Annotated in this window: 23 protein-coding genes and 1 riboswitch; of the genes, 12 read left to right on the top strand and 11 right to left on the bottom strand. The window is 53.8% G+C overall.

Going from position 1 to position 25,291, the window contains the following annotated elements; translation table 11 throughout:
- Positions 1–533 precede the first annotated feature (533 nt).
- Positions 534–1,739 (top strand): MFS transporter, encoded by a 1,206-nt coding sequence (locus tag CIG75_RS15435; RefSeq protein WP_227874250.1) that lies wholly within the window; start codon positions 534–536, stop codon positions 1,737–1,739.
- Between the two features lie 211 nt (positions 1,740–1,950).
- Here CIG75_RS15435 and CIG75_RS15430 read toward each other — a convergent pair whose 3' ends face one another.
- Positions 1,951–2,379: a hypothetical protein gene (locus CIG75_RS15430; protein ID WP_094237427.1), complete on the bottom strand. Its 429-nt coding sequence runs from the start codon at positions 2,377–2,379 to the stop codon at positions 1,951–1,953.
- 68 nt (positions 2,380–2,447) lie between these two features.
- Positions 2,448–2,699, bottom strand: a complete 252-nt coding sequence (locus CIG75_RS15425; protein ID WP_094237426.1) for a hypothetical protein — start codon at positions 2,697–2,699, stop codon at positions 2,448–2,450.
- Positions 2,700–3,023: 324 nt separating this feature from the next.
- Here CIG75_RS15425 and CIG75_RS15420 point away from each other — a divergent pair, with 324 nt between their 5' ends.
- The 7 genes from CIG75_RS15420 (at position 3,024) to CIG75_RS15390 (ending at position 12,355) form a co-directional block, all read left to right on the top strand.
- Positions 3,024–3,485, top strand: coding sequence for a YwhD family protein (locus CIG75_RS15420; RefSeq protein WP_094237425.1), 462 nt, complete (start codon positions 3,024–3,026; stop codon positions 3,483–3,485).
- Positions 3,486–3,662: 177 nt separating this feature from the next.
- Positions 3,663–5,117: an aminotransferase class I/II-fold pyridoxal phosphate-dependent enzyme gene (locus CIG75_RS15415; RefSeq protein WP_094237424.1), complete on the top strand. Its 1,455-nt coding sequence runs from the start codon at positions 3,663–3,665 to the stop codon at positions 5,115–5,117.
- Positions 5,118–5,309: 192 nt separating this feature from the next.
- A riboswitch (cyclic di-AMP (ydaO/yuaA leader) is annotated at positions 5,310–5,443 on the top strand.
- Between the two features lie 7 nt (positions 5,444–5,450).
- Positions 5,451–6,335 (top strand): LysM peptidoglycan-binding domain-containing protein, encoded by an 885-nt coding sequence (locus CIG75_RS21550; RefSeq protein WP_094237423.1) that lies wholly within the window; start codon positions 5,451–5,453, stop codon positions 6,333–6,335.
- Positions 6,336–6,443: 108 nt separating this feature from the next.
- Positions 6,444–7,580 (top strand): glycosyltransferase family 4 protein, encoded by a 1,137-nt coding sequence (locus CIG75_RS15405; protein ID WP_094237422.1) that lies wholly within the window; start codon positions 6,444–6,446, stop codon positions 7,578–7,580.
- Complete coding sequence (locus CIG75_RS15400; RefSeq protein ID WP_094237421.1) at positions 7,577–9,751, top strand: hypothetical protein; 2,175 nt, start codon at positions 7,577–7,579, stop codon at positions 9,749–9,751. Before CIG75_RS15405 ends, CIG75_RS15400 begins: the two co-directional genes overlap by 4 nt.
- Positions 9,752–9,756: 5 nt before the next feature.
- The gene (locus tag CIG75_RS15395) at positions 9,757–11,487 is read left to right on the top strand and encodes a 2-oxoacid:acceptor oxidoreductase subunit alpha (RefSeq protein WP_094238462.1); all 1,731 of its coding nucleotides are present in this window, start codon (positions 9,757–9,759) and stop codon (positions 11,485–11,487) included.
- A 7-nt stretch (positions 11,488–11,494) separates the two neighbouring features.
- The gene (locus CIG75_RS15390) at positions 11,495–12,355 is read left to right on the top strand and encodes a 2-oxoacid:ferredoxin oxidoreductase subunit beta (RefSeq protein WP_094237420.1); all 861 of its coding nucleotides are present in this window, start codon (positions 11,495–11,497) and stop codon (positions 12,353–12,355) included.
- Positions 12,356–12,418: 63 nt separating this feature from the next.
- Here the strand turns inward: CIG75_RS15390 and CIG75_RS15385 are convergent, their stop codons facing one another.
- The 3 genes from CIG75_RS15385 to CIG75_RS15375 form a co-directional block, all read right to left on the bottom strand.
- Positions 12,419–12,997 (bottom strand): C39 family peptidase, encoded by a 579-nt coding sequence (locus CIG75_RS15385; protein WP_157729582.1) that lies wholly within the window; start codon positions 12,995–12,997, stop codon positions 12,419–12,421.
- A gap of 183 nt (positions 12,998–13,180) precedes the next feature.
- Complete coding sequence (locus tag CIG75_RS15380; protein ID WP_094237418.1) at positions 13,181–13,762, bottom strand: cysteine peptidase family C39 domain-containing protein; 582 nt, start codon at positions 13,760–13,762, stop codon at positions 13,181–13,183.
- A 210-nt stretch (positions 13,763–13,972) separates the two neighbouring features.
- Positions 13,973–14,845 carry a LysR family transcriptional regulator gene (locus CIG75_RS15375; protein WP_094237417.1) on the bottom strand — a complete coding sequence of 291 codons (873 nt, stop codon included), beginning with the start codon at positions 14,843–14,845 and terminating at the stop codon, positions 13,973–13,975.
- A 118-nt stretch (positions 14,846–14,963) separates the two neighbouring features.
- Here CIG75_RS15375 and CIG75_RS15370 point away from each other — a divergent pair, with 118 nt between their 5' ends.
- Positions 14,964–16,169: an MDR family MFS transporter gene (locus tag CIG75_RS15370; RefSeq protein ID WP_227874249.1), complete on the top strand. Its 1,206-nt coding sequence runs from the start codon at positions 14,964–14,966 to the stop codon at positions 16,167–16,169.
- A 52-nt stretch (positions 16,170–16,221) separates the two neighbouring features.
- On the opposite strand, the gene CIG75_RS15365 is transcribed toward CIG75_RS15370, so the two are convergent.
- The 5 genes from CIG75_RS15365 to CIG75_RS15345 all read right to left on the bottom strand — a co-directional run bounded on the left by CIG75_RS15365 (position 16,222) and on the right by CIG75_RS15345 (position 20,046).
- On the bottom strand, positions 16,222–16,758 hold the full coding sequence (locus tag CIG75_RS15365) for a hypothetical protein (protein ID WP_094237415.1): 537 nt from the start codon (positions 16,756–16,758) through the stop codon (positions 16,222–16,224).
- A 79-nt stretch (positions 16,759–16,837) separates the two neighbouring features.
- Positions 16,838–17,872, bottom strand: a complete 1,035-nt coding sequence (ytvI, locus tag CIG75_RS15360; protein ID WP_094237414.1) for a sporulation integral membrane protein YtvI — start codon at positions 17,870–17,872, stop codon at positions 16,838–16,840.
- A gap of 43 nt (positions 17,873–17,915) precedes the next feature.
- On the bottom strand, positions 17,916–19,010 hold the full coding sequence (gene ytvI, locus CIG75_RS15355) for a sporulation integral membrane protein YtvI (protein ID WP_094237413.1): 1,095 nt from the start codon (positions 19,008–19,010) through the stop codon (positions 17,916–17,918).
- Positions 19,011–19,137: 127 nt separating this feature from the next.
- Positions 19,138–19,608, bottom strand: coding sequence for a thioredoxin-dependent thiol peroxidase (gene bcp, locus CIG75_RS15350; RefSeq protein ID WP_094237412.1), 471 nt, complete (start codon positions 19,606–19,608; stop codon positions 19,138–19,140).
- A 15-nt stretch (positions 19,609–19,623) separates the two neighbouring features.
- Positions 19,624–20,046, bottom strand: a complete 423-nt coding sequence (locus CIG75_RS15345) for a hypothetical protein (RefSeq protein WP_094237411.1) — start codon at positions 20,044–20,046, stop codon at positions 19,624–19,626.
- Positions 20,047–20,218: 172 nt separating this feature from the next.
- On the opposite strand from CIG75_RS15345, the gene CIG75_RS15340 reads away from it, so the two are divergent.
- The 3 genes from CIG75_RS15340 to CIG75_RS15330 all read left to right on the top strand — a co-directional run bounded on the left by CIG75_RS15340 (position 20,219) and on the right by CIG75_RS15330 (position 24,401).
- On the top strand, positions 20,219–21,487 hold the full coding sequence (locus CIG75_RS15340) for an HD domain-containing protein (protein WP_094237410.1): 1,269 nt from the start codon (positions 20,219–20,221) through the stop codon (positions 21,485–21,487).
- Positions 21,488–21,503: 16 nt separating this feature from the next.
- Entirely contained in the window at positions 21,504–22,334 is an 831-nt protein-coding gene (locus CIG75_RS15335) for a Cof-type HAD-IIB family hydrolase (RefSeq protein WP_094237409.1), read from the top strand.
- Between the two features lie 84 nt (positions 22,335–22,418).
- Complete coding sequence (locus CIG75_RS15330; RefSeq protein ID WP_094237408.1) at positions 22,419–24,401, top strand: methyl-accepting chemotaxis protein; 1,983 nt, start codon at positions 22,419–22,421, stop codon at positions 24,399–24,401.
- Between the two features lie 44 nt (positions 24,402–24,445).
- Here the strand turns inward: CIG75_RS15330 and CIG75_RS15325 are convergent, their stop codons facing one another.
- A complete protein-coding gene (locus CIG75_RS15325; RefSeq protein ID WP_094237407.1) occupies positions 24,446–25,291 on the bottom strand; it encodes an HAD family hydrolase in 846 nt (281 codons plus the stop codon).

Genomic DNA, 25,291 nt, shown 5'->3' with positions numbered 1-25,291 from the left:
CCCTCAAGAACCGTTCAGAAAGACTCAGCAGTCTTTCTGAACGGACTTGGGGGTATTTTCATATGCGTAAGTTCATGCTGTCAGGCGCTGCATTTCAAGCGGACAAGGCAGCGTTTTTACAGGTGGATCGTGGTGTAGGCCAGACAAGTCTGGTGTGGCGAAGAAACTGAGTACAGCTTGTTGCATCCCGTTACATTCTGGATGGCTCCCATGTCTCTCTCATTTTTTGAAGTGATCTCATTGTTGTATTTACATATTATATAATATTTCACACAAGGTCAATATTTTATTATCAAGTATTAACTTTTTAAAATTATGAGTATGTGCTTTTTATGCAGATCCAGAACGGAGAGCGCCGGATGACTGGAATTTTCTAGAGTAAGGTGATCATTTAGATCGCCATGCTCAGTTGGTATGTGTTGCGCACTCCCCCCCCTTACGAAGCTGGAATCTTTCGAGTGGCGAAAAATATTTTTGCCATTCCCGAATTTGTCAGCTATAATTTCTGTATTTTCAGAGAGAGGTGAAAAGTCATGGAGCAGGAAGGGTCATCGTGGAAACGAACCTTATGGGTGATGGCGGCGGTGCAGTGCATCATGATGATGGCATTCACCTCAAGCGGACCGTTTTTGGCATTGTACATCCATGAGTTGGGGATTGAAGACTGGGGACAGGTGGCGATCTGGGCTGGAATCGTCTCGTCGTGCAACTTCTTGTTGGCGGCTATCGTCTCGCCGCTGTGGGGATCGCTCGGCGATCGCAAAGGACGCAAGCTGATGGTGTTGCGCACGACGTTTGCGATCTCGTTTTTTATGGTGCTGATGGGATTGGCGCAGAGCGTGTGGCACCTGCTGATCACACGCACGATCCAAGGGATCTTCAGCGGCTTCACAGCTTCGGCCAACGCGCTGGTGGCGACGGTGATCCCAGAAGAGCGTCTCGGCTATGCGCTCGGTTGGCTGGCCTCGGCAGGTATGTTCGGCACGCTGATCGGGCCGCTTTTGGGCGGGGTGTTGGTCGACTTGGTGCACAGCTACCGGATCGCCTTCTTCCTGACGGGAGGATTTGCGATGTTGGGCTTTCTGGTCACGCTGTTCCTGGTGAAAGAGCGTTTTGAACCGCCGGCGCAGGAAGCGAAAAAGAAAGCTTCGATCCTCGAGCAGTTCCGAGCGGTGAAAGAGATGAAAGGCGTGCGGACGATGTTTGTCGTGCTGTTTCTGGCCCAATTTTCGGTGATGAGCGTCTTGCCGGTGCTACCCGTTTATATGAAGGAGTTGACCGGGCTTGAGTATCTGGGCCTCCTCGCAGGCTTCGCGACGGCGGCGACCGGGCTTGCCGACCTGATCGCCTCGCCATTTCTCGGCAAGAAGAGCGACAAGATCGGCTATCGCAAAGTCCTGACGATCTGCATGACCGGTGCGGCTCTGATGTACCTTCCACAAGCGTTCGCGCCGAACGTGTGGGTGTTTATCGCCGCGCGGTTTGGACTCGGCCTGTTCATCGGCGGGATCATGCCGACCGCAAACGCCCTGGTTGGCCGCCTCGCGCCCAAAGAGCACCGCGGCAAAGTCTATGGGTTCTCCGCCTCTGCGATGCTACTAGGCTCCTTTGCAGGGCCGTTGTTGGGTGGCCTCGGCTCGGCGTATTTTGGAATTCGTGTGATGCTCGGTCTGACCTGTGTACTCTATCTATTGAATATGATCTGGGTGCGGATGAAGGTGGTCGAGCCGGGGGCATAGGGGTTAGCAGAAGGCCTGATTATTTGATCGGGTCTTTTTACATTTTTACTGCGATATGATGAGTTAGGATGATTACCATCTACTGGAATTGCGGAAATTCAGCGCTGCTTAAGTCCGTTTTCTGAAAAGATGGTGCAACTCAAAACGATCGAACGTATGATTCTAAATTGAATTATGAAAGACGACCGCCATCAAGCGGTCGTCTTTTTGGCTATAAAAAGTAATGGAAGGAAGAGAGGCGATATTCTTTGCCTTTGTCGTTGAGGCCAAAGACTCGCACATAGTAGGTCTCGCCGTAGGTGAGCGGCATGTCGATCAGGCCGGTTCCGTTGTCGGTGTAATGCTCGCCAGTCGACGGGTTGGTGACGGTGAAGCTGTAGTTGCCAGCTGTTTCGAGGAACAGTTCTGCATATAAAGAGTTCTGTGCCGTGAAGGCGAATACGTCCACATCCGTATAAGTGCCGATGTAGCCAGACATATCGTTGCCGATGGCGTATGCTTCCGCCGTTGCGTAGGTGTCATTGGCGCCCGAGGCGTTGCTCGCTTCCCCTTCGAAGCTGGCAGCGCTTGCCGTCTGTGCGCCGGTCGCGAGGACCGCTGCTGCTGCGAGAGCAAGCAGTGCTTTGTTGCACAGTTTCATCTGTGTTACCTCCCGTTATTTGATTTACAATACATTTAAATAATAAATGAAATCATTATAGAGGTCAATCACTTTCCTGTCAGGATCTCGCCTGATTTAAAACCGAGGATCATCGTCGTGTCATTGGAGAACGTCACGTACCACCCGATACGTTCTTCGGGAAATTGCGGGAGTTCGAGCGGGGTGACTTTTTCCCGGAAGATGACTTCGGGGAAGCCTTCTTTGAGCAGCACGGAGTCGACAAGCTTCACGTTGCCTGATGACTGTTCGCGGACGAGCCAGACCGCTTTGTCATCTCTGGCGCTGTCCTTGCCTGTCACCAGCAGGTACGCTGGTCCGTAGGGAACGAAGCGGATTGGGACGACTTTTCTGATTGTAACGATGGCGAGCAGCTGGTGCTCTTCGATAAATTACTGGGCTTCGAGGAGATCGAAAAGAGGAGTTGTAATCCAAGATAAAACCTGATGTGGATATGGGCATTGCGTTTAATAGGAAAGCGCAAGGATCTTGCATCTTATTGGCTTTTGATCGAGCGTATTGTGACCAATGAAAGAGTATCGTTTGTAATATAGCCAAGGTGACTTTTAGCTGGAAAGCGGTTACAATGGTGCCAAAGACCAACCGATGGAAGGGATGAGCGTAAAATGGAATTGAACCTGACCGGACGCGATAAACACAGCACGCCAGATGAACTGCAAAACCTCTCTGCCGTGATGATCCACGGCGATGACATTTTTGTCGATCAAGGTGCCATTCACGGAAAAAGCCGCTTGGAGCGCGGGATTGATTTTCGCGCTGCCAAGGGGCCGGAGGATGTGCCGAACGGGGAGAAGATCGCTGTGATCTGGGTGACGCTGAAAACGTACGAAGCCGGGCGCGGCTTCAGCGGCATCGCGTCGGCAGAACTTGTGATCGACTTCCCACACGGCATCGGCTACAAGGCGATGGGTCCGCTGGTCAACCAGATGGATCGCGCTGTGAAAGGCCGTGTTGACGTGTCGAACCTGACTTCCGAACAAAAGGCAAAGCTTGCCGATTTTCTGCAACAACTGCGCGCCGATCTGTGGGCGAACACCCCGGATGAAGTGAAGGCGCAATTGGCCTAAAACACCCTTGGAAAACCCACCTTTTTGGTGGGTTTTTTGCATGCAAAATCGAACAAACTATGCTGGAAAAGCTGACAGTATACTTATCCAAAAAATTTGTTTCTCATACAGGAGAAGCGTGCTATAATTGCATTCGTTATGTTTTCGTTATGCTCTTGATGAAAGGAATTGAACGCGATGCAAAACCAAACTCCTCTGTTCACGAAGCTCGTCGAGCACGCGAGCCGGAACCCGATTCAGTTCCACATTCCTGCACACAAAAAAGGCTTCGGGATGCCGACCGAATTCAGCGAGTTCATCGGCCCGAACGCTTTGTCCATAGATTTGATCAACATCGCACCTTTGGACGATCTGCATTCACCAAAAGGCATCATCAAAGAAGCGCAAGAACTCGCCGCCCAAGCGTTTGGTGCGGATCATACGTTTTTCTCGGTGCAAGGCACTTCCGGTGCGATCATGACGATGATCATGTCGGTCGTCGGCCCCGGCGAGAAGATTCTCGTTCCGCGCAACGCGCACAAATCGATCATGGCGGCGATCATCCTCTCCGGTGCACATCCTGTGTTTATGCACCCGGAAGTGGATGCGGAGATCGGGATCATGCACGGCATCTCGGTAGACACCGTCCGCGTCACGCTGGATGCGCATCCTGATGCAAAAGGCGTTCTGCTGATCAACCCGACCTACTTCGGCGTCTCTTGCGACTTGAAGTCGATTGTCGAGCTCAGCCATGCGCGAGGCATTCCGGTGGTGGTTGACGAAGCGCACGGCGTGCTGTTCAAGTTCCACGAAGACCTGCCGCTCTCGGCGATGGAGGCGGGGGCTGATATGGCGGCAACGTCGGTGCATAAGCTCGGCGGATCGATGACGCAAAGCTCGGTGCTTAACGTTCGAGAAGGGCTGGTCTCTCCGGCGCACGTGCAGGCGGTGCTGTCGATGCTGCACACCACATCGACCTCCTATCTGCTGTTGGCGTCGCTCGATGTGGCGCGCAAGAACATGGCCGTTCACGGGCATAAATTGATCGAAAACGTGCTCCGTCTCTCCCGCGATGCTCGCAAGACGATCAATGAAGAGATCCCCGGAATGTACTGCTTTGGCGAGGAGATCTTGAAATCGTCGGCAACGTTCGCCCACGACCCGCTGAAGCTGAGTATCGCAGTCAAAGAACTAGGACTCACCGGTTGGGAAGTGGAAAAAATTCTCCGCAGCGATTTTAACATCGAAGTGGAGATGTCCGACCTGTACAACATTTTGTGCATCGTCACGTTTGGCGACACCGAAGAGACGCTTGGCGCTTTGTTGCATGCTCTGCGCGAGATCTCCGCACGCTTTGGTGTGCAGGAGAAAAAAGATCTGCCACAAGTGCAAAATCCGTCGATGCCGCTCTTGGCCGTTTCTCCACGCGATGCGTTCTACAATAAACAAACGGAAGTCGTTCCGCTCAAAGAGGCGGCTGGACGCATCATGGCCGAGTCGGTCATGGTCTACCCGCCGGGGATTCCGATCATCATGCCAGGCGAAGTGATCACCCAAGACAACATCGATTACATCGCGGAAAACGTCAAAGCAGGACTGCCGGTGCAAGGTCCGGATGATCCGAACATCGAGTTTATCAAAGTGTTAAAATAAATCACAGCCTGATCATACGCACTGCAAAAAAGTTCTCTTCTGCGGAAGGGAACTTTTTCTTGTTGTCAGAACGAACCTGCCGTGATCGTAGTCTCCGCGCAGGATCGGGAAGCATCGCGGAGATTTTTCCAGTTGATTTCCAGTAATCGTCTAGTGCAACGTCAGCATGATTCGCGTTATTCTAGCACTCGACCACATGACTCGCCTAATCCTCAAATCTGATGAGGAACGGAGGAACCACATCTGGGGTGAACTCGCCAACGTGCGAGCGGGTATCCTTCACCCGAACCCGTCAGCTAACTCCGGCGGCGATTAGAAGGAGAGTGTTACACGATGAAAAAAATCAACTTGAAAAAATGGGCTTGTGCAGCAATCGTTGCAGCAGGCATGCTAACGATTACACATGTACAGGCGGAGGCAGCAGGCCTCGCCGATCCGATCATCGTCAAGCAGGGGCAAACCCTGTCTCATTTGGCCGCTCAATACGGCACTTCTGTTCAGGATTGGAAACAGGTCAACCATCTGAGTTCCGACCTGATCTATGCAGGGCAAAAACTGCACATCGTATTCCCGTACCATGTGAATCAAGGCGACCAACTGGCATACATCGCCAACCGCTATGAAACCACTGTGGCGGAGATTCAAGCGATCAATGGGATGCAGTCCGATCGCCTGATCGCAGGCAGCACGATCATCATCCCGGCTGGTACGAACGGCTACTACAAGGCAGCCACTCCTAGCGTACCTGTTCAGTCTGCGCAGGATGCAATTCCAGCGGAGCAAGTTCAGGAACAGCCACCGATTAAACAGCCGGTCGTTCCGGCCCGCGTCGCTCCGACTCCGGTTGTCCAACCGGTAGCTGCTGTGAAGCCTGCGGTGCCGACCATCGCAGGGAAGGAATACAGCAAAGCGCTAAATATGACCGCGTCCGCTTATGGCCCAGGCAACATCATGTGGCAATGGGGCGGCAAGACGTTCACCGGAACCCAAGTCCGCGAAGGCGTGATCGCAGTCGATCCGAAAGTAATTCCGCTTGGTAGCAAAGTCTATGTGACAGGCTACAAGTCTCCGCTGCTTCCGGCGGGTGGATTTGTTGCGACCGCAGAAGACACAGGCGGAGCGATCAAAGGCAACCGCATCGATATCTACATCGACGGTACCCAATCGCAATTGAAACAGTTTGGTATGCAAGGTGTGAAATTGTACCTCTTGAAATAAACGCTACCCTTGCAAAAGGATCAAAGAACCACTTGCCGATGGCGGCAGGTGGTTTTTTTGTTTTTCAAAATGGACAGCATGGAAAGAGAAGAAAAGAGGTGACCGTGTGTGGATGTGATTCGCGTGTTGCAGGTGGTGCGCCCAATGCAGGGTGGCATGCGCCGGCATGTGTTGGATTTGATCGCAGGACTGCAAAAGGGCGGGCTCGAGGTGACGGTCGCATGTCCGTCCGAACTGCACAGGGAGCGAGAACTCGACGGCATCCCCTGCTTGCCGCTCGAACTGGTCGATGGGGTCCACCTGATGAAAGACATGCGCGCCGTGCGGCAACTGGCCAAACTGCTTCGCGAGCAGTCGTTCGATCTGGTGCATTTGCACGGTGCAAAAGCGGGTCTGGTCGGTCGCATGGCGCGGCGAAGTTTACCTGTCCCGCCGCCTTGCGTGTATACCGTACATAATCAAGTGTTGCCCCGTGGTGGGCTGGTCAAGCGCGTGCTGAACACGCTGGAGCGCCGACTCGCTCCGGAAACAGACCGTGTGATCACCGTTTCGCATCGTCTGGAACAGGATGTGGTCGCCACGCATGGTGTACCGCCGTGGCGGACGGTGACGATCCACAATGGGGTCGAGCAGGCGACATTGCTGCCAAGAGATCATGCTCGTCAGATCTTGGGCTGTGAGGACAGTGATCGACTGGTGATCGGCGCGATTGGCCGGATGGTGGAGGAAAAAGGATTTTCTACGTTGCTCGAAGCGTTCACGATTCTGTTGGCCAGACGGGTGGATGCTGAATTGGTGCTGATCGGAGATGGTCCGCTTTTGTCAGACTATCAGCAGGTGGCCGGAAAGATCGGGCCGGCTCGGGTGCGCTTTTTGGGTGAAGTTCCACAGGCGCGGCGCCTGCTCTCGGGGCTGGACATCGTAGTGCAGCCTTCACACGCTGAAGGGCTCGGACTTGTGCCAATCGAAGCGATGCTTGCGGCGCGTCCCGTGATCGCAAGCGCTGTCGGAGGTCTGCCAGAAGTGGTGATCCACGGCAAGACGGGGTTGCTGGTGCCACCGCAGCAGGCGGTGGCGCTGGCCGATGCGTTGCAGTTGCTGTTGCAAAAAGCGGACTGGCGCATGGGGCTCGGACTTGCCGGGCAGCGCCGGGCCGAAGAGCTTTTCACAAGACAGGCGATGATCGAGGCGACCTTGCGTGAATACCGTGCAGTGGTCGCGAAACGACAAGGGGTCATGTTATGAGACGGAGCCTGATGCTGATCGTGTTTTTGCTGTTCTCGTGGGCACTATCTGGAACTGCCGGGGCCACACCTGATAAAAAAGTGGTCGTGGTCATCATCGACGGGCTCTGGCAAGGCGGCATCACGCCGGAACTGGCGCCTAATCTCACTCGTCTGCAGGCGCTAGGTGCGGTCGGAGTGATGAACCACAACAGCCTCGGCGCAAAGACTGAGGTCAACGCTTACTTGACGATCGGTGCCGGGTCGAAAGCCAGTGCGCCTTTTACCCGCGTGCGCGCCTTCGAAATCGATGAGGCGTTCGGGGAGGACCTGCAGCAGGCGACAGGGCGTGACCTCTATGTCCGTCATTTTGGCGTGGAACCGCAGGGGGCGCTCGTCGTGCCCCAGATGCCGCAGATGAAGCGAGCGGCGGAGCAAGCGAACTATCGTCTCCAGCCGGGACTGCTCGGTGATGCGGTGCATGATCTAGACGGCAGGACGGCGGTGCTCGGCAACAGTGACCAGGGTCGCAACCCGCACCGTCCAGCCGCACTGATCGCCATGGATGGGACAGGGATAGTGGACAGCGGGTCGTTTCGCACCGCACAGGTGCAGGACGAGACGCGCCCTTATGGGGTACGAACCGATATGCAGGCGTTGTATCAGGAATTTTTGAAGGTGCAAAAGCAGGCCGAACTGATTGTACTGGATATTGGCGATACAAGTCGGTTGCACGCTGTGAAAGATGTGATCACCACAGAGCAGATGGAGCGAGCCTACCAAGCGGCTCTGCAAGATGCGGATCGCTTGATCGGTGACCTGTTGCCGCACGTAGGAGCTGATCTGATGCTTGCTGTGATTTCGCCGCTCAAAAATCAACTGCCCGATGCAGCTACACTCTCCCCGGTGCTGATCGCAGGAGGGGACATCGCACCGGGCAGCCTGCTCACATCCGGCACCACGAAGCGCGCAGGTCTGATCGCCAATTACGATCTGGCCCCGACTTTTGTGCAGATGCTGGGCGGCGATCCCTTGGAATACCACTTTTTAGGGCAACCGATCACAGCCATAGAGATGGCGCCAGGGGAGGCAATGGCGCAACTCGACCAAATCGTGGCCGACATGCTATTGCCCAGCGGGGTGCGCAGTTTGCTGATCAAACCGTGGTTGAACGTGTGGATCGGGGTGGCGGGCGTGATCTTGCTCGGTACGATCTTTCGCCAAACATGGCTACATTTGCTGACACCGCTTGCCGAACTGTTGCTGTTGTTTCCGCTGGTCTGGCTGTATGTGCCGTTGTTCAACCCCGCAACGCGACAGGACATCATGCTGTATTCGGTCGTACTGGCGCTGACAGCATGGGGAGGCATGCGTTTGATCGCGCAACCGTTGCTGCGCTGTGGGCTTTTGGCCAGCTTGGTCGTCCTCACGCTGCTTGGTGATATGTTGCTCGGAGCACCGCTGATGAAAGAGTCGGTGTTTTCCTACGATCCGGTCGTCGGCGCCCGTTACTATGGCATCGGCAATGAATATATGGGCTTGTTGCTCGGTGCGGCGTTGTTGTTGTTGAATGTTTTGCTCGCTGTGCGCCCTCGACACATGAAGCTGTACACGTTGTTGCTTTTTTTCGCGATCGTGTGGCTGTTTGCCGCCCCCTCTTTTGGCACCAACGCCGGGGGCGCGATCGCTGCAGCGGTCGGCGGTGTGTACACCTTTTTACAATTGAGCCCCGTCAAGATGACGTTGCGCCGTTGGCTGTGGCTCGCTTGTGGTGCACTTTCCGGTGTCGGGCTTCTGTTCGCGTTGAATCTGGGCGGTGAGCAGACGCACATCGGTCGGGCGGCAGAACTGCTCATCGGCGGTCACTACGGCGAAGTGTTGCAGATCGCCGTGCGGAAAATGGAACTCAATCTGCATCTGCTCCGCGTCTCGGCGTGGGGAAAACTGCTGATTCTGTTCTCCGCCATCTTGCTCGTTTGGCGCATGCGCGGTGCGAAGACTCCTTTTTTGCTACACAACTTTAAGACACAGATCGTCACGGCAGGGGCGGCCTTTCTGGTGAACGACTCGGGAGTGGTGGCAGCTGCGATCATCCTGCTTTTTGCTGTGGTGCCGTTGCTTAGCATTAGGGAACAAAATCTGGACATACTACCGACAGAACAGCAGGCTCCACAAGAATGGACTACGAGGTGACATACATGACGAACGAATTCACCTGGAAAGTGGGCGGAGCTCAAGGCGAAGGGATCGACTCGACAGGCGAGATTCTGGCGACGGTCCTCACCCGTATGGGGTATTACATATTCGCCTACCGCCACTTCATGTCGCTGGTCAAAGGCGGTCACACCAACTACAAAATCAGAGCGAACAATGAGGAGCAGGTCGATTATCATGGCGACACGCTCGATATCCTGATCGCGTTTGACCAGACGACGATCGACGAGAATGAAGACGAATTGATCACAGACGGCGTAATCCTGCACGATGCGAAATTTGCAGGCACCTCCAAGCGCGACAGTTTGAAAATCTGCTCGGTTCCGATGTCGCAGATGGCCAAAGATCTCGGCAACGTGATCATCAAAAACATGGTCGCCGCGGGCGCTTCTTCCTATGTGCTCGGCATCGACCCGAACAATTTCTATGAGCAGATCGAAGCGCAGTTTGGCAAGAAAGGGGCCGAGCTGGTCGAGTTGAACAAGACCGCTTTCAACAAGGGCTATGATTATGTGAAAGAAAACTACGCCGACGTTCAGCGTCCCGTGCCTGCTGCGACCAAGCCGGCCACGCCGCGTCTGCTGATGACGGGCAACGAGAGTATCGGTGTCGGCGCTTTGATGGCAGGTTGTCGCATCCTGGCCGCTTACCCGATCACCCCGGCGACAGAAATTATGTACTGGTTGCTTGGGAACATGAAAGACGTCGGCGGCAAAGTGTTGCAGGCAGAAGATGAGATCGCCGCGTGCATCATGGCGATCGGCGCCAACTATTCGGGTGTGCGCGCGATGACCTCGACCTCAGGCCCGGGCCTCTCGCTGATGATGGAGGCGATCGGCATGGCGGGGATCTCCGAGACGCCGCTTGTCATCATCGACGTGCAACGCGGCGGTCCATCCACGGGATTGCCGACGAAAACGGAGCAGTCCGATCTGAACGGTGCTCTGTACGGTTCGCACGGGGAAATCCCGCGGGTCGTATTGGCGCCGACCTCAATTGAAGACTGCTACTACCAGACCTTTCACGCATTCAACCTCGCCGAGAGATATCAATGTGTCGTCATCGTGCTCAGCGACCTGCTGATCGGCATGAACAAGATGACGCTGGATACGATCGACTTGAATCGCTATTCGATCGATCGCGGTGAAATGGTTACGCAAGAGCAGTTAGATGCGCTGGAAAAGGGCGCTTTTAAACGCTTTGCACTGACCGAATCGGGCATCTCTCCGCGCTCGATTCCCGGTATGAAAAATGGTCGTTTCTGTGCGCTGACCAACGAGCATGAAGAGACCGGTCTGGAGATTGAAGATGTTCCGATGCGCAAGGCACAGATGAACAAGCGCTTTCGGAAAATGGAGACCTTGGCGCGAGAAGTCAATGAGTGGGGCGTGGACTATCAAGGTGCGGAGTCGCCTGAACTGCTTTTGATCGGCTATGGATCGACGAAGGCGCAGATTGCCGAAGCGGTCAAAAATCTGGACGGCATGGTGGTCGGCCATCTACAGCTTCGCGCGATGATGCCATTCCCGTCCGATGCGGTGAAACGGCGCATCGATGCAGCAAAGCGTGTGATCGTGCTGGACAACAACTTTACTGGGCAGTTGACAGGACTGATTCACCGTGAGATCGGCTACCATGACAAAACGGAGACGTTGACTAAGTATGACGGCAATCCGTTTACTGTCGGCGATATTCTATCGTTTGTGAAGGGGTGAGCGAACCATGGCAACTTTAGCAGATTTCAGGTATGAAAAGGCGACTTGGTGCCCAGGCTGCGGTGACTTCACGGTGCTCGCATCCCTGCAACAGGCTTGCGTGAAAATGGGGTTGGAGCCGGAAGGGGTCTGTTGCGTATCTGGCATCGGCTGTTCAGGGAAAATTTCGCAGCATTTCGGTTCCTATGGCTTCCATTCTCTGCATGGTCGCTCGCTTCCGACCGCGCAAGGGATCAAGATGGGCAACCAAGAACTGACCGTCATCGCAGCCGGCGGTGATGGGGACGGCTACGGCATCGGCATGGGTCATTTTATTCATGCTTGCCGTCGCAATGTGGACATCACCTATGTCGTGATGGACAACCATATCTACGGCCTGACCACCGGGCAGTCGTCACCAACCTCGAAAAAAGGGTTCAAGACGAAAACGACGCCGGCTGGTGTCGCCGAAGAGCCTGTCAAGCCGCTGGAACTGGCGATGACGGCAGGCGCTTCATTTGTTGCACAAGCGTTCTCCGGCGATTTGAAGCAGATGACGAACATCCTCACCGCAGCGATCCAACACAAAGGCTTTTCGCTGGTCAACATCTTTTCTCCATGTGTCACGTTCAACCGTGTCAACACCTATGAGTGGTTCAAAGAACATATTGTCAATTTTGACGAGATGGAGTATGACCGTTCCGATAAATACGAAGCGATGCGTCGTGTGCACGAAGCGGAAGGTGTTTGCACAGGAATTATTTATCAAGAAGATCGTCCGGCCTTTCACGAAGTGGTGCTCGGCGCTACCCCGCATGGCACCGTCAAGGAAAATTTGGAACTGAGTCACGAGCAAATGTCCGCCCTGCTCGATCAATTCAGACGCTAAGAAGCGTGAAACAAGAAAAAGACCGTCCCAAAAGGGCGGTCTTTTTCCTGTTTCGATCAAAAACTAGTTGATCGTGTAGATGCCGTAGCCGGTCATCGTGGAGTAAGTGTAAGAAGTCGTGCTGTAGCCCGGGTCGTTCGCGTAGAACGTGGTGCCGCCGTTGTGGCCAGTCAGCAGTACCCAGTGCGAGCCGGAGCGAACTTGTGCGATAACCGCTTTGTTGCCTGCATCCAAGTAGCTGCGCAGGTTCGCCGCAGTTACGGAAGTACCGCCGGTGTAACGGCCTTGGAAGGAGATTTTGGAAGAGAGCTTCGGAACCGCGCCCCAAACGAGCAGGTTGCCGGAGTAACCGCCGTTCGCTTTCAGCCAAGTGTTGAGTTTGCCCGGGTCAGCAGCGGAGCCGCTAACGGTGATGCCTTTATGTTTCAGAGCCATCGCGACAGAAGTCACGGTGCAGCCGGATTGAGTCAGAGTATCGCCACCGCCCATCAGGTTGCTGCCCCATGCAGCGTCATATTGTCTGAACAGCGGAGCGTTGAATGCAGCTTCAGCAGTTTGCGGAGCAACCAGAGCCGGTGTAACTACAGCAGCGGTCATCACTGCTGCGGACAAAGCGATCGAAGTGAGCATTTTTTTAAACATTAGATAGTATCCTCCTAAAAAAAATATCAAATTCGGAACGTTCCGTTGATAGATTAGCATGATCTGACTAGTAAGGTCAATAATATTATTGTGAAATATGTAAATTTGAAATTATTATTCTGTCGTATAATTAAAAATGCAGGCTTCCGAAGAAGCCTGCATTTAACGTGGCAACAGCTGGTATTAGTTGATGGTGTAAACGCCGTAGCCAACGAAGTCGGAGTAGTTGTGAGTGGTGGTGGTGTAGCCCGGGTCATTTACGTTGAACACGGTGCCACCGTTGTGGTCGGTCAACAGTACCCAGTGAGCGCCGGAGCGTACGTTTGCGATGATCGCTTTGTTACCTGCGTCGAGGTAGCTGCGCAGGGTAGCTGCGGACAGGGAGCTGCCCGAAGTGTAGCGACCTGTGAAGGAAATTTTAGAGGAGTTCAGGTTCGCAACGGAGCCCCAAACGAGCAGGTTGCCGGAGTAACCGCTGTTCGCTTTCAACCAGGTGTTGAGTTTACCCGGGTCAGCAGCGGAGCCGCTAACGGTGATGCCTTTGTGTTTCAGAGCCATTGCTACGGAAGAAACGGTGCAACCCGATTTCGACAGGGTGTCGCCGCCGCCCATCAGGTCACTGCCCCAAGTAGAGTTGGATTGCTTGAACAGCGGAGCATTGAAAGCAGCTTCAGCAGTTTGCGGAGCAACCAGAGCCGGAGTAACAACAGCAGCAGTCATAACAGCAGCAGACAGAGCGATCGTGGTGATCATCTTTTTGAACATTTTTTTAACCCCCCAATAAATTAGTAAGATAATAGATTCATATCTTAACCCGAGAATATCATAAAAAATGTTTTGATGTCAATGAATTTCCTTGAAATTTATTATAGTTTTACATTTTTGGATTTTATTCACCTGAATTTTCCGTAATTTTGAAATAATTTTAGTTTCACAAAAATAAAACCTGAAACCGACTCCGTCTAGGAGTGGGTCTCAGGTTTCATAATTCTCAACAATCCAATTCAGGAATTGCTGGAAGTCACGGTCTTTTGCTTTGTGCTTGGGATAGGCGATCAAAGTGGGGCGTATCAGTGTGCCTTCTGCGATGTCGTGGGCGATCAACTGTCCGGTTGCCAGTTCTTCGCGGATCACCCGCTCCGGCAAGAGGGCTACTCCGAGATTTTGGATCACCATCTGCTTGACGGCACTAAAGGAATCCAGCTCCATAATCACATTGGGAAAAACACCGCGCTCTAGCAAAAAGCGGTCTACCCGCTGGCGAAATGGGGCGGAAGCGTCACCGAACATGATCATCTCCTGTGCGCCCCAATCGGCAAAACCGCCAAAACCTCGTGCCCAACGATGTTCTGGTGCTACGATCAACACGATGCGGTCGCTGGGCAGATCGAGCTGCAGTAGTTGCGGATGATAGACTTCACTTCCGAGCAAGGCTAGATCGGCCGTTCCGGTTAGCAGGGCGGTGATCGATTCCTCGAAGAGTGTCGATTTAACATAGCAGCGCAGGTCAGGGTGTTTGTTGCGGTATTTGCCGAGCAGACGAGGAAGTTCATAGGAAGCAAACGCTTTGCCAGCCGCGATGGTCAGCAGTTTGCGTGTCCCGGTGTCTTGGGTAAAGGCGCGGATCTGTTCGACGATTCCGGTGGCGACGGGAACAAAACTTCTGCCCTCCGGCGTGAGCGAAACCCCACTGGCCGTGCGGATGAACAGAGTGACGCCGAGCTGTTTTTCCACCTGTTTTAAGCGGTGGGTTACGGTCGATTGCGCTAGGAACAGCGTCTCTGCCGTCTTGTTGATCGAACTGAAGCGGGCGATCATCAAAAACATTTCCAGATTATCAAGATTCATCGTGGGTTCACCTTATGCTTATCGAAATTTTGCATTGCTTGTTATCAGTATTCTATAACACAAAACTTAAAAAGTGGAGTACGATTCGATACATAGGGCAAGTGGGGAGGGAATCGTGATGTGGCGGATTCGAACTTATTTTCAAGCGTATCATCCGATCGTGCATTCGATTTTGTTTGGCACGATGATGGCGCGGGTTGCATCGGGCATGAGCATGCCCTTTTTGGCGCTGTATCTGGCACGGGAATTTGCGATGAGCCCGGCGATGATCGGGATTACGATCGGGATTGGCATGTTTTGCGAGATGATCGGAGGCTTCATCGGGGGCACGCTGTCCGACCGTTTCGGACGCCAAAAGATCATGATGACCGCCTTGTATCTGTGGGCGCTGGTCTTCTCCTGCTATGCATTTGCCACCGCAACTTGGATGTTCCTGCTGCTGACTGCTTTGCAGGGCTTGTGTCGCTCGTTTTATGAACCGGTTGGGCAGGCTGTGTTGAGCGACATGACCACACCGGAGCAGCGGTATCGCGTGTTTACGTTGCGCTACACCTACAACAACCTAGGGTGGGCGATCGGGCCGGTGATCGGAGCGGTGCTCGGCATGTCGGCTGGAGCGATGGCCTTTTTGGTCACAGGCATGGTGTACCTCGGCTATGCGCTTGTGATGCAACGGCTCTTCAAACGCTTTGACATCACCAACCTGCAAGGCGAGCGCAAAGAAGTGGTCACGTTTCGCAAAGCGGCGCAGACGGTGTTGAGCGATCGGGCGCTCTTGCTTTTCATTATGGGGAGCATCATGGGGACGCTGTGCTACTCACAGATCACAACCAATTTGGCCCACCATGTCAACATGCAGTTTGCAGAAGGTGTGACCCTGTTTGCGATGCTCTTGACCGTCAATGCGGTTGTCGTCGTACTCGTGCAACTGCCGCTCTCCGCTTGGGCGGAAAAACGCACGCCGCTCGAGACGATCTGGATCGGGAATCTGCTCTATGCGGCGGGCAATATCGGATTTGCTTTTGCACAAGGTGTCGGGATGATGATCGCCGCGATGGTGATTTTTACGCTGGGGGAAGTGCTGTGTTTTCCAGCGGGGAGCATCCTGTTGGATCGCCTTGCACCAGCAGAGATGCGCGGGACCTATTTTGGCACGCAGAACTTCAAATATTTTGGCACATCGATCGGTCCGTGGCTGGGTGGTCTGGTCCTGGTCGGGGCGGGCGCGAGCACGCTGTTTTTGATCGTCGCAGTGGTAGCCCAGATCGGCACACTGTTCTACTGGCTGGGACAGCGGCAAGCCGGATCATTGCTCAAAAATTGATCAAAACAAGAAAACACCCCCTGTGCTTGAGGGGGTGTTTTGTGTGGAACGCTTATTTGCCTTGTTTCGTCTCAGTACCGACCTTCTTATAGGTATCTCCAGCCATCTTGTAGCGGTCGAGGACGAGCTCACCATTTTTGCGTTTGGCACCGATGGCAAATTCGGATGCATCGCCGCCCAGGAAAATGCCCGGCGGCAGATCGCCATTTTGCCAATCGATAGCTGAGATGCCTGTGGAGATCGAAGAAGCAAGCGCTATGCGCTGCGGCTCATCGATCGGCAATTCAAATTTGCCAAGCGCGATCGCGCTCAGGTGCAAAGGCGAGATGACGCGGTAGCCTTGGAGTCCGAACGCTTCTTTGATCTCGAGGTGCGAGGCTTCGGTCGATTCTGGCATTTCTTCGCTCGGCGTGTTCGTGCCGTTGTTCGGTTGCCCGGTGCCAGATTGACCTCCGTTGTTCAAGTTTGGCGTTTCCACTTTCGGTTTATCTTTCGTTTCATTGTTTGTATCGTCAGGCTTGTCACCACAGCCAGTGAGGGCACTGATGCAAAGTGCGGTGACCAGAAGTGTAGAGAGTGTTTTTTTCATGTTTTCATCTGCTCCTTCCCTTGTCCAAGTTATCATAATTTGCATGGGAAGAGCAAGCGAACGCACGATTAGAGAAGGCTTACAGTTTGATGCGGATGTGGAAAAATCCAGCATCTCGCAACGCTTGGTAGAGGATGATCAGCGCAGGGCCTGCGATCAGTCCGATAACACCGAACACCATAAAGCCGAGGTACATCGAGACAAGCGTTGCCAGTGCCGAGATGCCAAGCGAATTGCCAAGGATTTTCGGCTCGATGATCCGCCGGAAGATGACGATCGCCATATAGAGGATCATCAGTCCGACCGCCAGCGAATTGTTGCCAGTCACAAAGACATAGGCGGCCCACGGCACGATGACCGCACCGGTGCCAAGCACGGGCAACACATCGACGATCACGATGATCAGGGCGACGGCGAGCGCGTATTTGACACCGAGAATCCACAGCCCGATCAGCACGAGGTCGTAGGTCAAAAACGAGATCAAGATCTGCGCCTGCAAGAAGCCGATGATCGCGCGATTGAGATTTTTTAGCACCACTAGCACTTTAGGTTGTGTGGTTTCATCAAACAGTGCGAGAAACTTTTTGACCAGCGCGGGCAGGTCCAGCGAAAAAAGGAACAAGGCGACGATGTAAACAACGCTGACCACCATCAGGTTGGGCAGCGCAGAGATCAGACCGACCAATCCATTGAGCAAGGTGATCGTCAAATCGTTCAGCGAAGCGAACGTTTTGTTCAGTGCCGCTTGCAAGTTTTGCGCTGACCCTGGAGGCAGGGTGGCAAAATAGTCTTGGATCTCGGCGACCCATTCGCGCACCGGGTCGGCCATGTCCAGCACAAAACGGGGTAGCCACTGCGACAGCTCGACCACTTCGATGACGATCCGCGTCGTGATGAAGAACAACAGACCGCCAAACACCAGCAAAAAGCTGGTAAACGCGATGATCACCGCGTAGATGCGATGGAATTTCAGACTGCGTTGGAGCAGTTTGACGATCGGCTCCAGCACGATGGCGCTGACCAAGGCCAGCAAAATCGGGAAACTGTGCGGCAAGATGAAAAAACCTGCAACGATCACAAGCACGATCCAGAGAGCTTTCAAGTAAGGATTCATCGCGGTCTCCTTTTCTTAGATGCATAGATCTCTTAGGATATGCTTATTCGTTCTGGTTCTTGTCCGATATTTTGTCTTCGATGAGGAAGTCGAATGCTCGCACTTTTAACAGGGAAGTGAAGGTGATGATCAAAAACGGAGCGAGCAGCACGCCGACAAAGCCGAGCGCTTGGTAGCCCGCGTACATCATGACGAGCGTAACCAGCGGATCGAGCCCGATCGACTGCGCAAGAATTCTCGGCTCTAGCAGTTGGCGGACTGCGACGATCAGCCCATAGACGATGAGCAGGCCGATGCCAAGCTGTACGTTTCCGGTCATAAACATATAGATCGCCCACGGTACGAACAGGGCACCTGTCCCAAGGAGCGGCAGGATGTCGAGAAATGCTGCCAACAGCGAAAGGGAGAAAGCGTAATCGACGCCGAGGATCAGCAAGCCGATCAACACTTGGCAGAAGGTGATACCGATCAAGATCGCTTGGGCTCGCACATAACCAAAAGTTGCTTTGCCTAGGTCTTCGAGCACCTGGTCCCCTTTTTCGCGGATGCTCGGGTGGATCAAGCGAAACAGACGGCGCTGCCAGAGCGGAAAGTCTTTGGAAAGGAAGTAGGCGATCAGAAGCGAGAGCAGGAAGATGGTGACGGCGCTCGGCACTTGGCCAAGCCAGTGTAGGACGTTTTCTGACGCTCCTTTGCCGATGTTGGCGAGCACAGATCCGAGCTGGCTCAGATTCTCGCGCACTTTCTCGCTCATCTCAGGTGATAGCGTGGTGTAGAAGGCGACCGCTGAATGCAGCAGGTCCGAGCCTTTGCTGACCAAGCCGGACGCCATGCTGGGCACGCGCTCTGAGAACTGAGCCAGCTCGATTGTCAGCTTGGCTGCGAGCAGGATGAGCACTGCGGCGCCGCCACCGAACAGCAGGAGTAAGCTGGCGAAGGAGGAGACCCAACGCGGCATTTTGGTTTTTAGCAGCAGTTTGACAACAGGTTCGATCAGCACGGCGATGAGCAGACCGAACAGCAGTGGCAGGAAAAATGGCAACGCAAAGCGCAGCGCAGCCCAGACCAGCCAACCAAACAGTACCCAAAGCCCGAGGTTGATCAGGGAATAACGGTGTTTCAGCACAAAGGAAAGCATACACCTGCTCCTTTTCTTGAAAAATCTCACTAGGTAAAGGATACCAAAAAATGTAGTCTCCTGCTATGGCGTTACAGGCTTTTCGGCGGGTTGATCAACAAAAGAGACCCCACGCGGGGGCCTCTTTTTAGGTGAGGGCTTGTACATCGGCAAGCACTGCTTCGATATGTCCTTTTACTTTCACTTTTGGATAGATTTTGGCAATGTTGCCATCCTTGTCGATCAGGAAAGTGGTGCGTTCGATGCCCCAGAATTTTTTGCCGTACATGCTTTTTTCTTTCCATACGCCGTACAGTTCGCTGATTTCGTGTGTTTCGTCGGCGAGCAGGAGGAAGGGCAGGCCTTCTTTTTCAACGAATTTCAGGTGGCGTTTGACCGGGTCGGGCGAAATGCCGACGATCACCGTGTCGGCCGCTTCAAACGCGGCGTGCGCATCACGGAAGTCACACGCTTGAGTTGTACACCCTGGAGTCATGTCTTTTGGATAGAAGTAAAGCACAACATTTTTACCGCGCAGGTCGCTCAAGGCGACCGCTTCGCCATTGCTCGCCGGGAGCGTGAAGTCGGGTGCTTGATTGCCTGCTGTGATCTCTGCCATGAGGATTCCTCCAGTCTACAGTTCTCTTTCTTGATGGAGCAGGGAGTGAAGCATGTCGGCCACTTCACCTTGCAACAGGTCTGAGTCGGGCTCGTCCTCCATGATGCGCTTCAGTTCGTAGGCGGCTTCGAGCGTATACATTTTTTCTGCCGCTTGGCGCGTCTTGGCGTTGGAGACAGAGTCGAGGTGCGGATGGAACGCGACGTAGCCGAGTTCAAGACGCGGCAAGAAGTGTGTGGATACCACTCTTTTTAAAGCGTTTAGGCACATCCACTCGCGGCCGAGCGTTTCTTCGAGCGCCGGGTTCAACGTGGTTTCCCCGTTACCTTCTGCCGGACGCGGCATGGCGTTCCACGTTTCCATCAAATTGAGTAGATCTTGTTGCTGTTCCACATTCAGACGATCAAACAAGTAGACGAGTCGGTCGTGTTTATTCATCGTTCTTAGGACTCCTTTGAACGGAAGTAGTTTGGATAGGTCAAAGTTTATTATAGAAAAGTTTGTTGAAAAAAACCATGCCTCAGGGAAAAGACTCCTTCTAGGTTATGTGATTTAGAGCGAGTTATGATATTCTTCTCACATATGACATACCAGTTTACGGGAGGATTTTATGATCGAATGGGTCGATAAAGAGAAAGTGTTCAAAGATCCGGTTCACGACTACATCTATGTGAAGGATCGGCTGATTTGGGATCTGATCAACACGCGGGCTTTCCAGCGATTGCGCCGCGTCAAACAGCTCGGTACCTCATTTTTGACGTATCACGGCGCGGAGCACAGCCGCTTTACTCATTCGCTGGGCACCTACGAGACGATGCGCAAAGTGTTGTCCCATTTTGAACGCAACTTTGGTTGGCCCACCGATGACCGTGTGCGCTTGTTGGCTCTTTGCGCCGCGTTGTTGCATGACATCGGGCACGGTCCGTTTTCGCACACGATCGAGCGCGTGTTTCAGTTTCATCATGAGACGTGGACGCAGCGCATTTTGATCGATGACCCTGAAGTCACCAACATTTTGCAACGGGTCGATGATGATTTTCCCCAAGACGTGGCCGATGTGATCGCCAAAAAAGACAAATTTCCACTTGTCGTCAAACTGATCTCCTCACAGCTTGATGTCGATCGCATGGACTATCTACTTCGCGATGCGATGAACACGGGGGTTACGTACGGCACGTTTGAATTGGAGCGACTGATCCGGGTCATGCGTCCGGTCGGCAATGATGTGGTCGTGAAAAAATCGGGCATGAAGACGGTCGAACAGTACATCCTCGCCCGCTATTTTATGTATTCACAGGTCTACTTGCACCCGGTCACCGTCAGCAGCGATGTGTTGCTGCGCCATGTGGTCGCGCGGGTGAAAACGCTGTGGGACCGCGAGGAATCTGTGTTTTTGCCTGCGGAATTGAAGCCCTTTTTGTCCCGCAAAGCGGAGCAGATCTCGGTGGCTGAGTATCTGGAGTTGGATGAGAGCGTGATGAATTATACCATGCAGCGATGGACGCGTGCAGACGATCCGATCTTGCGCGACCTGTCCGACCGTTTTGTCAATCGGCATCTGTTTGGTGTGGTCGATACGCGAGAGTTAAAAGAGGTGGAGCGCCAGACGATTCGCGAGCTGTTTCGCAATTGCGGCTTGGACCCAGACTATTACCTATCGTTCCAGACGGCGACGACTGGCGGCTACCACATGTACCATCAAGGCATCACACTCGTCGATGAGAGCGGACGCGATCTGGGCGATATCTCCAAGCACTCATCTTTGGTGCGATCGCTGTCGCCCGAATCGAAGTTTCGCATCTTTTGTCCAAAAGAAGTGTTGCGCGGCGAGGGAAAATACAAGCCGATCCGCGGCTGGCTCGATGCGATGAAAGAATAAAAGGAGGAACAACATCATGAACTACAAAATGCTCGTATGTGATATTGACGGTACCTTGCTCAACTCGGAGGGGCGCCTGACCGATGGGGTCAAAGGGGCGATTCGCGACCTGCATGATCAGGGGGTGATCGTCACGCTGGCCACCGGGCGCAATCTGCGCGGCGTGCTGCCTTTGATCGAGGAATTGGGCGTCAGCGTCCCGGTCATCTTGGGCAACGGAACGGTGATCGTCGATCCGATGAAACGTGAAACGTTGCTGCACCGCCCGTTACCGCTCGATACGACTCATAAAATTCTCGATGTGATTCGCGGACACGGTCTGTGGTCGAGCGTTTTTGTACATACTTTCGAAGGGATCGACACGTATTATGACCGCGATCCTGGCTTTGATGCTGCCTATTTGTTCGTCAACCGCGACCCGGAGATTTCACAGCAGGTGGCAGATTTTCGCGATGTGACCGGCGTCGAACCGTTGAAGGTACTGCTGATCGACACGCCGGATAAAATGAAGCCGCTGATCGAGGACTTGCGAAAGATTGACGACCATCAGTTTTCGATGTTCATCTCAACCTATGACTTTCCTGGGTACACGTTTTTGGAGATGTTCGACCATGCTTCGAGCAAGGCGTCGGGGATCGACCATCTGGCGAAAGAATTCGGCATCAAACCGGAGGAAGTGGTCGCAGTCGGCGATAATGCGAACGACCTCGAGATGATCCGTTACGCCGGACTTGGCGTGGCGATGGGCCAAGGTGTCGAGGAGTTAAAACAGGCGGCAGACTGGACGACCAAAAGCAATGATGAAGATGGGGTAGCTTATTTGGTTCATAAGTGGATGTTAAAATAAATATTCGTTATTTAAAGAAGGTGGTAATTGGAAAATGTAGAAATAACTCATGGGACTATAGTCAGGGTTGAAAGGGGGCCCAACATGAATAAGACGATTACCACCAAAATATTAGTAGCTATTTTCTCTTTAATAATAGTTCCGCTATCTATTGCTGGGTATTGGTTTTATGCTGATTTGCAAAAAAGTTTGGCTAATATCGAATCGGAGCGCGGGGTCAGCAACTTGCAGGCCGCCTATCAGATGTTCGATGTGATCGGTTCGCAGATCGCTTCGACCGCCAAGACCAATGCGTACTGGTCCGAGCACCATGCGGCGATTGAAAAAATGGACAAGCAATTTCTCGAAGATAGCGTCCTTCCGGTGATCGATGTGGTCACCTCGCTATCGTCCGTCTATGTGACCGACCTGAACGGCGTGGTGCTGGTCAAGCGGGAGCATCAACCGCTCAATCTGGCTGGACAACTGCCAGAGATGATCAAGCAGATGGGCAACGAGATGAACTTGACCGGTTTGGCACGCACCGAGCGCGGGTTGCAGATGGTGACGCTTGCGAGGGTCAGCAATGAAGATGGAACGAAAGCCCCCAACGGCGTACTGATCTTTACGCGCACCGTCGATAAGGAGTTCTTGGCGACGATACAGGCGGTCAACAAGACGGACATCACCGTCTTTGACGGGGAGACGGTCGTGACGACCAACGAGCAGTTTGACGACAGTAGGGCGGCACTGTTGGCCGCTAAGGTGGCGAATGCAAACGAGCCGTTCAACGTTTCGACAAATGATGCGCTGGGACAGCATGTCGAAAGCGCAGACAAATTGATCGATGTGTACGGGCAGTCGATCGGCTTTTTGGCTTCGGAGACCGTTTCCCAAACGGGGGCGCAGATCCGCGATAAATTGCTGATCGCAGCCGCTGTCGCTCTCCTCTTATTGCTTGGCATCGGGGCCTTGTTGTCCGTCCTGTTTTACAAGATCCTGTCCACCCCCTTGCGCCGCATCAGCAGAGCGATGGTACGAGTCGCAGCTGGGGATCTGTCGCAAAGCTCCGAGACGAAGCAATTGGCTGCGAGCACGCGCCACGACGAGATCGGCGAGATTACGCAAGCGTTCCTCGCGATGACCGATGGGCTGCGCAAGCTGGCCAAAGGAGTGCACGAAGGCTCGTTCCAACTCTCGGAAAACTCGCGGGAATTTGCTGCTTCGACCGAAGAGGCGCGCGGGTCTTTGCAGATGATCGCAGCCTCGGCGGAAGACATTCGTTCGCTGGTCGATCGCACATTTGGGCAGGTCGAAGAGGCGGCCCAACAGCTGAGCACATTGTCCGACCAATCGCAAACGATCACAGGTCATGCCAATTCGGCCGTCTTGGCGGCTGAGCAGATGAAGGATGCGGCTGGGCATGGACATCAGCAGGTGGACCGCTCGATCGAGACGATGCGGATGATCAAGACTTCCTCGCAGGAAAGCGAGCAAAAAGTGCTGGCCTTACAAGTGGCCGCCGAAGAGATCATCTTGATGGTCGATCGGATCAAAGCGATCTCCACGCAGACCGGGATGTTGGCCCTCAACGCCTCGATCGAAGCGGCGCGGGCCGGGGAACATGGTCGTGGATTTGTGATCGTAGCCAGCGAAGTGGGCAAGTTGTCCGAGCAGACGCGCGGCACGACCGAAGAGATCGAAGCGCTCGTCGAGCGGATCAAACAAAGCGTGCTGGACGTGTGTGAAACGACAGGACTTTTGAATGATCAGCTTGATAAAGGCGTCGATGCGGTGCATGCCACCGGGGCGGCGTTTGCCGAGATTTTGCGCCACATCGGTGCGGTAGAAGGGCAGATCGTCGAGATCAGCCGTGAAGCGGGCCAGCAGGAAGCGATCACCACAACGGGTGCCGATGCGGTGTACGCGGTCAAAGAGATGGCCTCCGAAATGGTGGCGAGCGTCGAAGAGACGACCGCGGCCACCGAAGAGATAGTCGCCATGGTGCAGACCATCGCCGAAAACTCGAACGGCTTGGCCAACCTCGCGGAAGGGCTTGAGGATGACGCTGGTAAGTTCAAACTGTAAAAAACAAGGCACAGCGGTGATGTCCGCTGTGCCTTTTATCATGCTTATGGTCTGCCTGCAGTTGCGATCAGGGTCAATGCCTGTTCCATCGAGGAGATGCGCTTGTCGCATTCCCAGTCTTTGCCGATGCCGTGCGGGTCGATGTAGACCGACTGACAGCCCAGTTCGAACGCGGGCAGAATCTCGTTGACCCAGTTATCTCCGATGGAGAGGAACTGCGCGTACGGCAGGTCGAACTGCTCATGGATGCGCGCGAACACCGCTTTGGTGCCAGACGGTTTGCGGGCGCTGAACACTTTGAGATCGAAAGAGTCGAGCAGGCCGAGTTTCTCCAAGATTTTGGTCGAGTCCACTTCTGGCGAATTGGTGACCAGCACTTGCTTCACGCCACCTGCGCGCGACTCTGCGATCGCTTCGACCAGACCGGGGATGCGGTTCATGTGGAAATCGGGCCCCATCATAAACTCGCGGGTGGCGAGAAACGCTTCGCTCGTTCCGGCGTCGTTCAAGCCGTAATGGCGAGCCATACAGCCCGGTACCCACCACATGTCACCGATCGAAAACATGTCTTCGAGGTTGACGGTGACCGGCTCCGGGTAGAGCGATTTGACTTGCTCCGCCGGGAGTTCGGTGCCGTCCCAATGGAATACCTGCTTGACATCGCCTTTCAATTGCACGAGAATCAAGTCGCGGTTAGCATCGTATGTACGTCCGATGCGCAGTGGGTGCTGATCTTGCTGCGCCGCCTCGTATTCCGCTTGGAATTTCGCCTGCACATCTTCAGGTAAACGCTTCTTCAATTCGTTTGCGTAATAATCAAAGTGATGAGTGTCTTCATAAAGGGTGCCGTCCAAATCATAGACGATCAGTTGAACGCGTGATAGATCCAT

The organism is Tumebacillus algifaecis (assembly GCF_002243515.1).
In the GTDB taxonomy this organism is placed as follows: domain Bacteria; phylum Bacillota; class Bacilli; order Tumebacillales; family Tumebacillaceae; genus Tumebacillus_A; species Tumebacillus_A algifaecis.
This window is presented reverse-complemented; position numbering and strand designations above follow the sequence as displayed.

Bases quoted from the DNA above. Each gene is read 5' to 3' on its own strand.
- CIG75_RS15430 (WP_094237427.1), bottom strand. From the start codon at position 2,379: ATGAAACTGTGCAACAAAGCACTGCTTGCTCTCGCAGCAGCAGCGGTC.
- CIG75_RS15345 (WP_094237411.1), bottom strand. From the start codon at position 20,046: ATGAATAAACACGACCGACTCGTCTACTTGTTTGATCGTCTGAATGTG.
- bcp (WP_094237412.1), bottom strand. From the start codon at position 19,608: ATGGCAGAGATCACAGCAGGCAATCAAGCACCCGACTTCACGCTCCCG.
- CIG75_RS15420 (WP_094237425.1), top strand. From the start codon at position 3,024: ATGGAATTGAACCTGACCGGACGCGATAAACACAGCACGCCAGATGAA.
- CIG75_RS15395 (WP_094238462.1), top strand. From the start codon at position 9,757: ATGACGAACGAATTCACCTGGAAAGTGGGCGGAGCTCAAGGCGAAGGG.
- CIG75_RS15435 (WP_227874250.1), top strand. From the start codon at position 534: ATGGAGCAGGAAGGGTCATCGTGGAAACGAACCTTATGGGTGATGGCG.
- CIG75_RS15400 (WP_094237421.1), top strand. From the start codon at position 7,577: ATGAGACGGAGCCTGATGCTGATCGTGTTTTTGCTGTTCTCGTGGGCA.
- ytvI (WP_094237414.1), bottom strand. From the start codon at position 17,872: ATGAATCCTTACTTGAAAGCTCTCTGGATCGTGCTTGTGATCGTTGCA.
- CIG75_RS15330 (WP_094237408.1), top strand. From the start codon at position 22,419: ATGAATAAGACGATTACCACCAAAATATTAGTAGCTATTTTCTCTTTA.
- CIG75_RS15390 (WP_094237420.1), top strand. From the start codon at position 11,495: ATGGCAACTTTAGCAGATTTCAGGTATGAAAAGGCGACTTGGTGCCCA.
- CIG75_RS15325 (WP_094237407.1), bottom strand. From the start codon at position 25,291: ATGGATCTATCACGCGTTCAACTGATCGTCTATGATTTGGACGGCACC.
- CIG75_RS15380 (WP_094237418.1), bottom strand. From the start codon at position 13,762: ATGTTCAAAAAGATGATCACCACGATCGCTCTGTCTGCTGCTGTTATG.
- CIG75_RS15370 (WP_227874249.1), top strand. From the start codon at position 14,964: ATGTGGCGGATTCGAACTTATTTTCAAGCGTATCATCCGATCGTGCAT.
- CIG75_RS15415 (WP_094237424.1), top strand. From the start codon at position 3,663: ATGCAAAACCAAACTCCTCTGTTCACGAAGCTCGTCGAGCACGCGAGC.
- CIG75_RS15385 (WP_157729582.1), bottom strand. From the start codon at position 12,997: ATGTTTAAAAAAATGCTCACTTCGATCGCTTTGTCCGCAGCAGTGATG.
- CIG75_RS15365 (WP_094237415.1), bottom strand. From the start codon at position 16,758: ATGAAAAAAACACTCTCTACACTTCTGGTCACCGCACTTTGCATCAGT.
- CIG75_RS21550 (WP_094237423.1), top strand. From the start codon at position 5,451: ATGAAAAAAATCAACTTGAAAAAATGGGCTTGTGCAGCAATCGTTGCA.
- CIG75_RS15375 (WP_094237417.1), bottom strand. From the start codon at position 14,845: ATGAATCTTGATAATCTGGAAATGTTTTTGATGATCGCCCGCTTCAGT.
- CIG75_RS15340 (WP_094237410.1), top strand. From the start codon at position 20,219: ATGATCGAATGGGTCGATAAAGAGAAAGTGTTCAAAGATCCGGTTCAC.
- CIG75_RS15335 (WP_094237409.1), top strand. From the start codon at position 21,504: ATGAACTACAAAATGCTCGTATGTGATATTGACGGTACCTTGCTCAAC.
- ytvI (WP_094237413.1), bottom strand. From the start codon at position 19,010: ATGCTTTCCTTTGTGCTGAAACACCGTTATTCCCTGATCAACCTCGGG.